This window comes from Pseudomonas triticifolii, from assembly GCF_014358015.1.
GTDB classification, from domain to species: Bacteria; Pseudomonadota; Gammaproteobacteria; order Pseudomonadales; family Pseudomonadaceae; genus Aquipseudomonas; species Aquipseudomonas triticifolii.
On the sequence record NZ_JACONV010000001.1, the window covers coordinates 817,290 to 830,402 of the forward strand.

Sequence of the window (13,113 nt, forward strand, 5' to 3'; positions counted from 1 at the left end):
AAACCTCTTGGCGCTCATTCAAGCGACGTGGCAGTACTTGAGAAAGGTGGCGGTGTCAGACGTCCCGTCATGAAGGGATGACCCGCGCGCCAGGCAGGGCCAGCAGCGTGGTCAGCGCGTTATCCAGCTCACCGATCAGCCTGTCGATATCCGCCTCACTTGTTTGTGGGCAGCACAGGGTCATGTTGTGAAAAGGCGTGATCAGAATGCCGCGATTGATCAGATAGAGATGCAGGGCCATTTGCAGGCTGTCATGGAAAGCCGCTTCGGCTTGTGCGCCTGTTCGTGGTGATGTGGCACAGAACTGAAACTCACAACGAGCCCCCAACTCTGTGACCGACCAGTTCAGTTGGTGGCGCTTGAACAACGCTCGAAATCCCTGCGCCAGTCTTGAGGCCAGGGGCAGCATGTGCTGGTAGGCAGACTCGGTCATGACTTCTTCGAGGCTGGCGCGCATGCAACGCATCGCCAGTGCATTGGCAGACAACGTCGTTCCCATGCCGCTGTGTCCATGCCCGCCACTCTCTTCACTGCCACGCTTTTGAGCGTCCTTCATTGCCAAGGCGACTGACTCGGTCATGCCAAACACAGCGCAAGGCACGCCACCTGCGATGGGCTTACCCATCACGAAAAAGTCGGGATTCAAATCCCATTGGCGGGTGCATCCGCCCAGGCCCGTGGAAATAGTGTGGGTCTCATCAATGACCAACAGGCTGCCATATTTAAGCGTCAATTCCCGGCACTTTTGCATGAATCCCGGATCCGGCAGGACCATGCCTATGTTGGTCATCGCCGGCTCGCACATCAGCGCGCAGACATCGCCCTGGGCTAACGCCGCCTCCAGCGCGGCGACATCGTTGAATGGGATGGATCGACTGTACTGCGTCAAGTCATAGGCCTGGCCCACAAGACCTGCACGGTGCACTGTTTTGCCGTCGCGGTAGCGCACCATCACGTCGTCCACAGTGCCGTGATAGCAGCCGTCGAACACCAGCAAGACCTTGCGCTTGGTGATAGCCCGCGCCCAGCGCAGAACGTAACGGTTGGCATCCGTCGCAGTGGCGGTCACCTGCCAGTAAGGCAACTCAAACCGCTGAGCCAGCAACTCGGCGCAGACCACCGCGTCTTCGCCAGGCAGCATCGTGGTCAAGCCATTATTTGCCTGCTCGGCTATGGCGCGCGCAACAGGATCAGGTGAATGGCCAAACATCGTACCGGTGTCACCCAGACAAAAGTCGATGTATTCATGACCGTCAACATCGGTGAAGCGTGCACCTTTGGCACGCTGGACGAAGAGCGGCGAAGGCATCGACCAGTCGCTCATCCAGTGCATGGGAACACCGTTGAACAAATTGGCCCTGGCACGCTGGGCCAGCGCCATTGACGTCGGATTGTTTTCCATAAAACGGGCGCGCTCGGAGGCGGTAAAAGCAGCAATCGCTGATTCACAAATACCACTGTTCGACATGATCAAAACCCTACGTTTACTATGAAATTAATGAAATTCGTTGCCGCTCAGATAAAACACTTCATCGCCCTCTTCACGCCTCGATCAGTTGCTGAATGGAGGGGGAAGATCCTGTCTGACTTGCGGCCAAAAGAAGATGGAACGTCCGCGTCATGACCTCAGGCTTGAGCGGCTTTGTTCTCGACCAGACAATTACCGCCATCCACCACGAGTACTTCACCGGTGATGTAACTGGCCTCAGGCGACGCCAGAAATGCGACCGCCGCCGCCACTTCGCGGGGGCTGCCTGCACGCCCTATGGGGGTAAAGCGACCCGCCTCTGCTTCAACGGGCGTGGTTGAACCGGTGGTGATCCATCCGGGAGCCACGCTATTTACAGTGATTCCCTGCCTGGCGACCTCAAGTGCAAGCCCCATGTTCATGCCCACCATCGCGGCCTTGGCGGCGCTATAAGCGGCTTCGCCCGGATTGCTCCCCCGGGTGCCCGTGGTGGAACTGATATTGACTATGCGCCCGTAACTTCGCGCCTTCATACCGGGCAGAACGGCACGCGTCAGAAGAAAAGCCGTGGTTACGTTTCTGGCCAGTGAAAGGTTCCACTCCTGCAGTTCCATTGTTGCCAATTCCGAGAAAACCTCAGGGCTACCTTGCATGGCCATACCGGCATTATTTACAAGAATATCGACATGCCCCCAGACCGACTCTGCCCATAGGCTGAATTCACGCACCTGACGTTCATCGGTGAGGTCAGCGGGTTGGCCTTCAACTTCAAACCCTTCAAGGCGTAGTGCTTCAATCCGCTGCACGATGCGGTTGCTGCTGGCAGTAATGATCAACTTCGCCCCGGATGAACCTAGCCTGCGAGCAATGGCCATACCGATCCCGGATTCACTCCCGGCACCACTGACAAGTGCCACATGCCCTATCAACTCCATACCCAACATGGTGTGCCCCACGTATTTAATTTGAAAGCAGAGTGGAAACTAAGCCAGTAAACCTGATAAATAAAGACGACCATTATCAGAAAAACTGACGACCCTTATGGCGTTCACCAGCGAGTCCCTTAAAGTCTTCCTCTGCGTCATGGACAGCGGCTCTTTTTCTGCGGCGGCCCGGAAATTAGGTCGGGTCCCCTCAGCCATCAACATGGCGGTGTCGCAGCTTGAGGCAGAGCTGGATTTGTTGCTTTTTGACCGTTCAACCCGCAAAGCCATTCCTACGGCAATCGCCAAAGCACTGGAGCCTCAGGCACGACAGGTTGCCAGCCAGCTAAACCTGCTGGACGCCCATGCGCTCCAGCTTCATCAGGGGCTGGAGGGTCGCCTGGTCCTTGCGATGGCGCCGGAGTTGCAGACAGGGCTATGGAATCGTCCGTTGGCCATCATCGCCAAGGAGTTTCCCACGCTTGAAATCGAGATTCGCTCCGCCTCCCATCCGGAGGCGATGCGCATGTTGCATGAAGGGCGCGTGCAATTGGCACTGGGGTTTGAACGTCCAGGGCTTGACGAGCGCGAGACGTTTCTTGAAGCGGGGAGCCAGTTGTTAGTAGCGGTTGCCGCTCCAGACCACCCTGCGGCCGCCGGCAAGAAAAGCCCCTTAAGTGAGGAGCAACTGGTCGACGTTCGGCAGATCATCGTTGCTACGGGAGGCCCTGCAGACTCTGACCCACGTGTTGTGCTATCGCGACGGATTTGGCACAGCGACAATTATCTGGCCACGCTGGACCTGGTGCAGCAAGGATTGGGTTGGGCTTATCTTCCACAACCGCTGGTACACCCTCTCATCACGTCGGGCGCATTGACAGAGGTGGTGTTTGACTACATGCCGAGTCAGATGCGGTTATGGGTCGATATCATCTGGGTAAAAAACCGGCCTCTGGGGCTGGGCGCGCTTCGCTACCTGAGCCTGATACGCGAAATTGCCGAAGGCGAGCCTCGTCGTGTTTGATGAGTCAACATGACTGGCCACTCTGCGCTGCCACGTTCTGAAGCGCTTGTACGCGAAAAATATATCGAAAGATCAAATAACCAAAGGGGAGAGAATCCGACTTCGGAAAACTCAAACAACTTATCGCTGACAACTTATAGCACTGACCCCGAACAGCTCAATGATCCGTCGGGGTCAGCGCCTGTACAGCCGCTTACCAAACCGCGATATGTGAGTCCGCCCTCGGCTCAGTGCCCCCGCACAACACGCCGCTGACCGGGTCACGCAGGATGATCTGCCCACGCCCGTAGTCGGTCAGGTCGCTGTCGGTCTGTACTTTATGCCCGCGCCGCGCCAGTGCATTGACCAGGTCGCGGGAAGCACCGTGTTCGATGCCGACCTTCATGTCGCCCAGCCATTGCCAGCGTGGCGCGTCGAGGGCCGCTTGCGGGTTGAGGCCAAAGTCCACCAGGTTCATGACCATCTGCACATGGCCCTGAGGCTGCATATAGCCGCCCATCACGCCGAACGGTCCAAGGGCCTTGCCGTCCTTGCTGAGGAAGCCAGGAATGATGGTGTGGAAGGTTTTCTTGCCCGGTGCCAGGCAGTTGGCATGGGCCTCATCGAGGCTGAATTCCTGCCCGCGATTCTGCAGGGCAATGCCGCTGTCAGGCAGTACCACGCCGGAGCCGAAGCCGTGGTAGTTGCTCTGGATGAACGAGACCATATTGCCCTCGGCGTCCGCCGTGGCCAGGTACACCGTACCGCTGGCGTGGGGATCGCCGGGCCTGGGCGGCTGCGCCTGATCGCCGATCTGGCCACGGCGACGGGTGCTGTAGTCGTCGCTGAGCAGGTCGGCTACTGCCACTCGCATGTGCGCCGGGTCAGTGATGTAGTGCAGGCCGTCGCTATAGGCCAGCTTCATCGCCTCCAGTTGCCGGTGCCAGGTCTGCTGGCTGTCGCGGTGATCAAAGCTGAAGCCTTCGAGAATTTTCAGCGCCATCAGTGCTACCAGGCCCTGGCCGCTGGGCGGGATTTCCCAGACATCCACGCCACGGTAATTGATGTGGATCGGATCCACCCACTGGGCGCGGTAATCCTGAAGGTCGCTGGCGCGCAGGTATCCACCGCTGGCGCGCGAATGCGCATCCAGGCGCTCTGCCAGCGCACCGCGATACAGGCTCTCGCAGCGGGTGGCGGCGAGTTCTTCGAGCGTGCGGGCCTGGGCCGGGTTTCGGAAAATCTCTCCGGCGCGTGGCGCGCGGCCGTCAATCAGGAACGTGTCGAACCAGGCTTGCAACACTTCATCGCGGTGCGGACTGAATTCGTTCAGGGATATCTGCCATTGATGGGCAACCACCGGCGACAACGGGAAACCGTCACGCGCCAGGCTGATGGCCGGCTGCAGCAAATCGGCAAACGGCAATTTGCCGAAACGTTGCGACAACTCGGCCCACGCCGACGGGCAGCCGGGCACCGTGACCGGGGTCCAGCCATACAACGGCATCTGCGCATGCCCCGCCGCCTTGACCGCCTCGACACTCAATGCCGCAGGCGCGTGGCCATTGCCGTTCAAACCATGCAACTGGCCCTTGCACCACACCAGGGCAAACGCGTCGCCGCCCAGTCCGCAGCCGGTGGGTTCAACCACAGTAAGGGCAGCCGCCGTGGCAATTGCCGCGTCGATAGCGTTACCACCCTGTTGCATGATCTGAATGCCGGCCTGGGCGGCCAGCGGCTGCGATGCCGCGACCATGCCGCGACGGGCAAATACGCTCTGGCGCTGCGACGGATAGGGATACTCGTGAGCAGAAAATTTCAACATGGCAAAGGCTCTTCAAAGAGGTCATAACACGCGGCTGAGAAACGCCCGGGTACGCGGATGGCTGGGACGACTGAAGATCTGCTCCGGCGGCCCTTGCTCGATCAGTTCACCCTGATCGAGCACCACCACGCGGTCGGCCACTTCGCGGGCAAAGCCCATTTCATGGGTAACCACCACCATCGTCATGCCCTCCTCGGCCAGCTCCTTCATCACCTGCAAGACCTCGCCGACGGTTTCCGGATCGAGGGCGCTGGTGGGTTCGTCGAACAGCATGGCCTGGGGCTTCATCGCCAGCGCACGGGCAATCGCTACCCGTTGCTGCTGGCCACCCGAGAGCATCGATGGATAATGACTGGCCTTGTCCGCCAGGCCCACACGCGCCAGCAAGCCGCGCGCCTGCTCCAGTGCCTGGGCACGTGGCACACCGAGCACCTGGATCGGCGCTTCGATGATGTTCTCCAACGCGGTCATGTGCGGGAACAGGTTGAAACGCTGGAACACCATGCCGATGTCGCGGCGCTGGCGGGCGATATTGCGCTCCGAGTCGCGCACCAGACTGCCGTCGCTGCGTTCGCGATAGCCCATGGCGCGGCCGTTGACGCGAATGCGTCCGCCTTGGATGTCTTCGAGCAGGTTGATACAACGGATGAAAGTGGTCTTGCCGGAGCCCGAGGCGCCGATCAGCACCACCACTTCACCGCGCCGCACTTGCAGGGAGATGCCCTTGAGGATCTGCAGATCGCCGAACGACTTGTGGATGTCCAGCGCCTCGATGATCAGTTCGTCACTTTGGTGCGCCATGGTTAACGTCCCCTCAGCAGTTTCAGGGTGCTGCGACCGAACATACGGCTGGCCGCCGGCGGTGGCACCGAAGGCCGATCGGACTGGCCGAAGCGGTTTTCGAGCCAGCGCTGGAAAAAGCCCCACAGGGTTGTCAGCGTCAGGAAATAGAGGGCGACCACCAGATACAGCTCGAACACGCGGAAGGTCGCCGAGGTGATCATCTGCGTGCTGAGGAGCAATTCCTGCACACCGATTACGCTGACCAACGTGGTGTTCTTGAGCATCACGTTGAACTCATTGCCCAGCGGCGGCACGATCACGCGGAACGCCTGGGGCAGCACGATGCGCCGCATCAGTTTGGCGAAGCCCATGCCCAGGGAGCGTCCGGCTTCGTATTGGCCCTTGTCCACCGCACCGATTCCGGCGCGAATGATCTCGGCCATATACGCGCCTTCGTTGAGGCCCAGGGCGATGATTGCTGCCTGAATATTGCCGGGGATGATCAAGCCGAACAGCTCGACGTCTTCGAAGCGAAAGATCCCGCCCGCAGCCAATGCGGTGTACAGAAACACGATCTGCACCAGCAACGGCGTGCCGCGCATCAGCCATACGTAAAAGCGTACGGGCAGGTGCAACAGCGGGTTCTTCGACAGGCGCAACAGCGCCGCTGCCAGGCCCAGCGCACAGCCCAGCAGCATCGCCAGTACGCTGATAAGACAGGTCAGCCACAGCCCGGTAAGGTATACGCCGCTAGGCTGCAGCAGGTACTGCCAGAACACATCCCAATTGAAATTCATCGTTGTAGAACCTCAGTCGAGTGTGTCGCTGCTGACATGCCATTTGTTGAGCAATTGCGCATAGCTGCCGTCGCTGCGCATGTCGCTGATGATCTGCTGCACGGCAGCAGTCAATTGCGGGTCGTCCTTGCGCATGCCCAGGCCGGTGAGGATGCGACTGAACGCCGGCACGCCTTCCTGAAACAGATCCGGGGCCATCGCCGCGTAGTAACCGGCAGTCTCCACAGTGGTGCCATAGGCATCGACCTGGTTGATGCGCAGCGCCTGAAACGCATCGGTGTCGGTGTTGTAGACCACCAGCTTCATAGGTGGCTTGCCGGCCTTGGCGAGGCTTTCGTTCTGTGTGTCGAGCAAGGTTTTGATGGTGGAGCCGTTGAGCACCGCTACCTTGCGCGTGGACAGATCATCCAGGGTCTTGATGCCTTTGGGATTACCCTTGGGTACCACCACCGCCTGACTGGAATACATGTAGTTGACGATGTCGATCACCTGCCGGCGCTCGGGCTTGTCGAACAACTGGTCGACGATCATGTCGCACTGCTGGGCAAGCAACGCCGGCACCAGCCCGGAGAACGGGATCACCCGCCATTGCACCTGCTTGCCGCCCAGACGCTTGGCGATTTCCAGGCCCAGATCAACGGTGAGCCCACGCGGTTTCTGGGATTCGTCGAAGGACACCAGGGGCGGCGAATCCATCCCGGAGCAGTACGTGAGTTTGTCGACCTTTTGCAGACGCTCCGGCACTCGGGGCGCGGCAAACGCCCACTGCGAACAGAGACCAAGGGTTGCAGCCACCAGCAAGGCGCGGCGTTGTTTATGCATGACCAGACACTCCACTTCGTTGAATAACGGGGCAGGACTAAAGTCAAAACACGGACGGGTTCGACCCGCCTCTCTTATTTTTTCAACTGCAGAAATTGACTCAACTCCGGTACGGTGCTTTCGATGTGTTCGCGCACTACGGCCTCGGCGCGAGCGGCGTCACCGGCGCGAATCGCATCAAGGATCACCGCGTGCTCCTGTCGCGCACTGAGGGGTTTTTCGCTGTGCTGCAGCCACAAGCGCATGGGAGCTTCAACCAGCGAATACAGCGCTGAAATCTGCTTCATCAAGCGCGGGCGGCCACTGAGGCTGCACAGGTATTCGTGAAAAGCGCGGTGGCAGCGGACCCACGCGGCGCTCTCGTCGCGGTAGTCATCCATCTCATCCAGCAGACGCTCCAGCGCCGCCATCTGGCGTTCGCCGATGCGGCTGACCGCAACGCGTACCGCCAGGCCTTCAAGGGCGCTGCGCATCTCGAACACCTCATGCAACTCATCGATATCCAGACCGCTGACGATGGCTCCTCGATTGGGCCGCAGCGTCACCAACCCCTGAGCATCCAGGCGGCGAAACGCTTCGCGCACCGGCATACGGCTCATGCCTATCTCGCTGGCAATGTCCTCTGCAATCAGTCGGTCACCCTTGCGGTAGCGGCCGCTGCAAATGGCGTCAAGCAGGAAGTTGTAGGCCTCCTCCTCTGCAGTGAGGGGCTGGCGGTCAACGTAAGCGGGGGCAAATTGCATCAGCAGCCTCTCTGTATTTTTGTATCCAATTATCCACGGATACACTCAAGCAGAGAGCGTGCCAACTGAAGCTCTTCAAACTAACCATCTGATTCCTATGCAGTTGTCTGAATAGGTGCCAGTGATATACGGGTGGCAGGCGGTGCTTTGTGCTACCAGATGGCGCAATGACTCCCTGTTTCTGTGCAGAAAAGTAGCGGATGTCTGTGGAAGTGGGCGTGGTTTTTATGAGGTGGACACGATCGAGGCGCGCGAGCTGGCATCGGGTGTCCGGCAGGCCAGACGACAGGAAAAAGCCGCTCTGCCGATAGGCGTGCTCAACGCGAGATTGTGCGTAAAGAGCTTGGGATTACCCACGGAGGCCAGCCTCCACTCGGAACCGCACCTGATCAGGTATTTCGTCAAGCGCGACACCGCGATTCCCCGCAAGACGGTCGGTTACTCACGCCAAGGCGCTCACTGCAAACGATACCTAGAGGGAAGTCACGCCAACACCTTCAGCGGCTGCTCGAGCAGTTCCGGGTGACGGATCAGGTCAAGCCCTAGCGCCTCACCGCATTCGGCGTAGTTGGCGCGGCCGGTAAGTCGCTGATGAGTCCTTCAGGGACCGTGATCAGGCCATGCACCGGATCGTTGAAGATCATGGCCTGCAGCATCTCCACTTCCCAGCGGCTGATGTAGCGAATGTCCGGCCGCACATCAAATTTGCCGATCGGTGTCGTCATACTTTTTTCCCCGCTTAAAAAACCCGCTGCACGTCGGGCTATCCAAATGCAGGTTAAGATTCGTTAAACAACGAAGGAGACATTTCCATGAGGTTATTGATCACAGGTTGTGCCGTTGCGCTGCTGTCGGGCTGCGGCACCGTTAAAACACTGAGTGATGCACCTGGCGCTGCGGACGACTTGGCGCGCTGGCAATCGAACTGCAATACGATTCCTCGAGCCTACAGCGGAGCGGCTTATCAGTTCTGTAACCTGGTCAAAGATCCGGGTCCCACTGGAGCGCACCAACGATCGGCCTAGACCTGATCGTCTCTGGAATCGCCGATACCGTCGTTCTGCCATACACGGGCTACCAGCAGTACCAGAAAGGCGATATTAAAGTTCGCAGAAAACAGTATTAAGGTGAAGCCGCTGGCCAGGCAGGCGCAAAAAAACCGCACATTGGTGGCCGGGGGTATGGCTGGAATTTGTAGTCGTCAGGCGGGCAGTTCCAGCTTCGAAAGCTCTGTGTAGCAATTGCGGATTTCTCCGTCAGGTCTTCGCTGCAATTCGATCCATCTCAGCAATGGTCTTGTCGGTCGCCTCTTTGGCAGCCCTGACCGTCTCGTCATGAGTAGCGTTATCGCGTCTGCCGTGTCCTTGGCTGCCTGCTCTTTAGGCTGCGAACAAAGTCTCAGCTACGGATTCACGCGGTCCCGTGCTGACCATATTGCAAAGGAGAAATGCATGACAAAAACAGAAGTCACGCAAAAATCACGCCCATGAAAAAGCCCAACCTGAAGAGGTTGGGCTAAATCACTGAATAATATGGTCGGGACGGAGTGATTCGAACACTCGACCCCTAGCACCCCATGCTAGTGCGCTACCGGACTGCGCTACGCCCCGACTAGGCGTGAATCTGTTTCGCATGCTGCGAAAACTTCGAGGAATATACCCTAAGCTTTTGAATTATGGAAGTATCTGGTTGGCTCGGTTACGCCTTGAGCATTACCAGTACATCTTCCAGCTCTGCAATCATCTGCCGGATCATCTGCTTGTACTGCTCGGCATCGTCCTTGACCTCGCCATTGATCAGGCGCAAACGAGCGCCACCGATGGTAAAGCCCTGGTCGTACAGCAAACCGCGGATCTGGCGGATCATCAGCACATCCTGGCGCTGATAGTACCGACGATTTCCGCGGCGTTTGACGGGGTTGAGCTGAGGAAATTCCTGTTCCCAGTAGCGCAAAACGTGCGGTTTCACCGCGCAGAGCTCACTTACCTCACCAATGGTGAAGTAGCGTTTGCCAGGGATCGGCGGCAGCTCGTCGTTATGACTTGGTTCCAGCATATGCCTCAACTCGGGCCTTCAACTTCTGCCCTGGACGAAAGGTGACCACACGGCGCGCCGTGATCGGAATTTCTTCGCCGGTCTTGGGGTTTCTCCCAGGCCGCTGGCGCTTATCTCGCAGGTCGAAATTGCCGAAACCGGACAATTTCACCTGCTCGTTATCTTCCAGAGCGTGCCTGATTTCCTCAAAGAACAGCTCCACCAATTCCTTGGCTTCTCGTTTATTCAGGCCCAGCTCTTCGTACAGGCGTTCGGCCATTTCAGCTTTCGTCAGAGCCCCCATACGCTACTTCCTTAATGTGGCGTTTAACCTCTCCTCAAGCGAGGTGAGGATGGCAAGTGTCGTTGCGTTTACCTCATCGTCATTAAGAGTGCGCGATGGATGCTGCCAGGTCAAGCCGACCGCAAGGCTTTTTCTATGCGGATCAATGCCTTTACCCTGATAAACATCAAATAGCCTGAGGTCTGTGAGCCATTCGCCTGCATTTTCACGAATAACGTCCAGAACCGCACTGGAAGAGACATCCCGATCAGCCAGAAGTGCCAGGTCGCGACGAACTTCCGGGAAGCGCGACAGCTCGTGGAATTTCGGCAGACGACCTTTTGCGACTTCACCCAGAACCAGCTCGAAGACGAACACTGGACGATCCAGCCCCAGGTTCTTCGACAGCTCAGGATGGATCGCGCCCAAGAAACCGACTTCACGACCATCGCGCAGAATACGTGCGGTCTGACCTGGATGAAGCGCAGGATGCTCGCCTGGCGTGAAGCTGAAATCGCCCAACGCACCGGCGAAGCCCAGCACGGCTTCCACATCGGCTTTTACATCGAAGAAATCGACTGCGTCACGACCTTGCGCCCAGCCTTCCGGCAAGCGGCTGCCACACACCACACCCGCCAGCATCGGCTCTTGCTTCAGGCCGTCCAGTTGACCGACGAAACGCAGGCCACTTTCGAACATCCGCACACGATCCTGCTGACGGTTGAGGTTGTGCTGCAACGCCTTGACCAGACCTGGCCACAGCGAGGCGCGCATCGCCGCCATGTCATTGGAGATCGGGTTGGCAAGCAGCAACGGCTTGACGCCCGGCGTGAACAGCTCGAACCACTTGGGATCGATGAAGCTATAGGTGATCGCTTCCTGATAACCGCGTGCAACCAGCAGGCGGCGCAGCTCTGGCAGATCGCCCTGGGCTTCGGCCTTGGCCTGTGGTGCAAGACGGGCTTGCGGATAACGAACCGGCAGCCGGTTATAGCCGTACAGACGCGCCAGCTCTTCAATCAGGTCGACTTCCAGGCTGATGTCGAAACGATGACTTGGCACGGTGACATGCCACTGGCCGTCGGCCTCAGCCGATACACCCAGACCCAGCGCCTTGAGCAGACGCTCGATTTCAGCGTTCTCGATCACCAGGCCCAGCATCTGCTCAACGCGGCTTGCGCGCAGCGTTACTGGGGCGACAGATGGCAAGTGCTGTTCGCTGACGGTTTCGATCACAGGACCTGCTTCGCCACCGGTAATTTCCAGCAACAGACCGGTCGCACGCTCCATGGCCTCGCGTGCCAGTTGCCAGTCAACGCCACGCTCGTAGCGATGCGAAGCGTCAGTGTGCAAACCGTAGGAACGCGCCTTGCCAGCCACCGAGATGGTGTCGAAGAACGCGCTCTCCAGGAATATGTCGCGTGTACCGGCGGTGACACCGCTGTGCTCGCCACCCATGACACCGGCGATGGCCAATGCACGCTGGTGGTCGGCAATGACCAGTGTGTCGGCGCGCAGACTGACTTCCTGACCGTCAAGCAGAACGAGCTTCTCGCCCTCCTCGGCCATACGCACGCGAATCCCGCCATTGATTTCGGCCAGGTCGAATGCATGCAACGGTTGACCCAACTCCAGCATCACGTAGTTGGTGATGTCGACTGCAGCATCGATGCTGCGCACGTCGGAACGACGCAGGCGCTCGACCATCCACAGCGGCGTCGGGCGCGAAAGATCGACATTACGGATGACGCGGCCCAGGTAGCGCGGGCACGCAGCAGGAGCCAGCACTTCGACAGGACGGACTTCATCGTGCACGGCAGCAACAGTTGCGACCTGCGGGCGTGTCACTTCAGCAGCGTAAAGCGCGCCGACTTCACGGGCCAGACCGGCCACCGAAAGGCAGTCGCCACGGTTCGGCGTCAGGTCGACCTCGATGCTCGCATCGTCCAGGCCCAGATAGACACGAATGTCCTGACCCACTGGCGCATCAGCAGCCAGCTCCATCAAGCCATCATTGCCCTCACCTGCCTGCAATTCGGCAGCGGAACACAACATGCCGTTGGACTCGACACCACGCAGCTTGGCTTTCTTGATCTTGAAATCGCCGGGCAGTTCGGCGCCGATCATCGCGAAAGGAATTTTCAGGCCCGGGCGCACGTTGGGCGCGCCGCAGACGACCTGGAAAGTTTCGGTGCCATTGCTGACCTGACAAACACGCAGCTTGTCGGCATCTGGATGCTGCTCGGTGCTCAGCACTTCGCCGACCACGACACCGGTGAAAACGCCGGCGGCCAGCGTGACGCTGTCAACCTCAAGACCGGCCATCGACAGACGAGCAACCAGCTCGTCACGGGAAACCTGCGGGCTTACCCAGCCGCGCAGCCATTGTTCACTGAATTTCATCCTGCTCTCCTGAAAGATTCGTTACGTTC

At 58.9% G+C, this 13,113-nt stretch carries 12 protein-coding genes, 1 tRNA gene and 1 pseudogene; 2 read left to right on the plus strand and 12 right to left on the minus strand.

What is annotated here, in order from left to right; translation table 11 throughout:
* Window positions 1-67: 67 nt before the first annotated feature.
* Both H8S56_RS03495 and H8S56_RS03500 read right to left on the minus strand, forming a co-directional pair.
* Entirely contained in the window at window positions 68-1,468 is a 1,401-nt protein-coding gene (locus H8S56_RS03495; protein WP_187517882.1) for an aspartate aminotransferase family protein, read from the minus strand.
* Between the two features lie 158 nt (window positions 1,469-1,626).
* A complete protein-coding gene (locus H8S56_RS03500; RefSeq protein ID WP_187517883.1) occupies window positions 1,627-2,412 on the minus strand; it encodes an SDR family NAD(P)-dependent oxidoreductase in 786 nt (261 codons plus the stop codon).
* Between the two features lie 97 nt (window positions 2,413-2,509).
* Here H8S56_RS03500 and H8S56_RS03505 point away from each other — a divergent pair, with 97 nt between their 5' ends.
* On the plus strand, window positions 2,510-3,415 hold the full coding sequence (locus H8S56_RS03505; protein ID WP_024689322.1) for a LysR family transcriptional regulator: 906 nt from the start codon (window positions 2,510-2,512) through the stop codon (window positions 3,413-3,415).
* A 193-nt stretch (window positions 3,416-3,608) separates the two neighbouring features.
* On the opposite strand, the gene H8S56_RS03510 is transcribed toward H8S56_RS03505, so the two are convergent.
* From H8S56_RS03510 to H8S56_RS03535, 6 genes and pseudogenes are all read right to left on the minus strand, one after another.
* Window positions 3,609-5,219 carry a gamma-glutamyltransferase family protein gene (locus tag H8S56_RS03510; RefSeq protein WP_187517884.1) on the minus strand — a complete coding sequence of 537 codons (1,611 nt, stop codon included), beginning with the start codon at window positions 5,217-5,219 and terminating at the stop codon, window positions 3,609-3,611.
* Between the two features lie 21 nt (window positions 5,220-5,240).
* A complete protein-coding gene (locus tag H8S56_RS03515; RefSeq protein WP_024689324.1) occupies window positions 5,241-6,020 on the minus strand; it encodes an amino acid ABC transporter ATP-binding protein in 780 nt (259 codons plus the stop codon).
* 2 nt (window positions 6,021-6,022) lie between these two features.
* Window positions 6,023-6,799 (minus strand): amino acid ABC transporter permease, encoded by a 777-nt coding sequence (locus H8S56_RS03520; RefSeq protein ID WP_024689325.1) that lies wholly within the window; start codon window positions 6,797-6,799, stop codon window positions 6,023-6,025.
* 12 nt (window positions 6,800-6,811) lie between these two features.
* The gene (locus H8S56_RS03525) at window positions 6,812-7,621 is read right to left on the minus strand and encodes an ABC transporter substrate-binding protein (RefSeq protein ID WP_187517885.1); all 810 of its coding nucleotides are present in this window, start codon (window positions 7,619-7,621) and stop codon (window positions 6,812-6,814) included.
* Window positions 7,622-7,695: 74 nt separating this feature from the next.
* On the minus strand, window positions 7,696-8,364 hold the full coding sequence (locus tag H8S56_RS03530; protein WP_024689327.1) for a GntR family transcriptional regulator: 669 nt from the start codon (window positions 8,362-8,364) through the stop codon (window positions 7,696-7,698).
* Window positions 8,365-8,865: 501 nt separating this feature from the next.
* Window positions 8,866-8,952, minus strand: a pseudogene (locus H8S56_RS03535) (glycoside hydrolase family 19 protein); the annotation flags it as partial.
* A 442-nt stretch (window positions 8,953-9,394) separates the two neighbouring features.
* Between H8S56_RS03535 and H8S56_RS24675 the strand changes: the two are divergent.
* On the plus strand, window positions 9,395-9,490 hold the full coding sequence (locus tag H8S56_RS24675) for a hypothetical protein (protein WP_328803360.1): 96 nt from the start codon (window positions 9,395-9,397) through the stop codon (window positions 9,488-9,490).
* Window positions 9,491-9,897: 407 nt separating this feature from the next.
* Here H8S56_RS24675 and H8S56_RS03545 read toward each other — a convergent pair.
* From H8S56_RS03545 to pheT, 4 genes are all read right to left on the minus strand, one after another.
* Window positions 9,898-9,974: transfer RNA gene (locus H8S56_RS03545), tRNA-Pro, on the minus strand.
* Window positions 9,975-10,062: 88 nt separating this feature from the next.
* Window positions 10,063-10,419: a MerR family transcriptional regulator gene (locus tag H8S56_RS03550; RefSeq protein WP_187517886.1), complete on the minus strand. Its 357-nt coding sequence runs from the start codon at window positions 10,417-10,419 to the stop codon at window positions 10,063-10,065.
* The gene (ihfA, locus tag H8S56_RS03555; protein WP_002553164.1) at window positions 10,400-10,702 is read right to left on the minus strand and encodes an integration host factor subunit alpha; all 303 of its coding nucleotides are present in this window, start codon (window positions 10,700-10,702) and stop codon (window positions 10,400-10,402) included. The genes H8S56_RS03550 and ihfA overlap by 20 nt, the downstream gene beginning before the upstream one ends.
* Before the next feature lie 3 nt (window positions 10,703-10,705).
* Complete coding sequence (gene pheT / locus H8S56_RS03560; protein ID WP_024696105.1) at window positions 10,706-13,084, minus strand: phenylalanine--tRNA ligase subunit beta; 2,379 nt, start codon at window positions 13,082-13,084, stop codon at window positions 10,706-10,708.
* Between the last annotated feature and the right edge of the window lie 29 nt (window positions 13,085-13,113).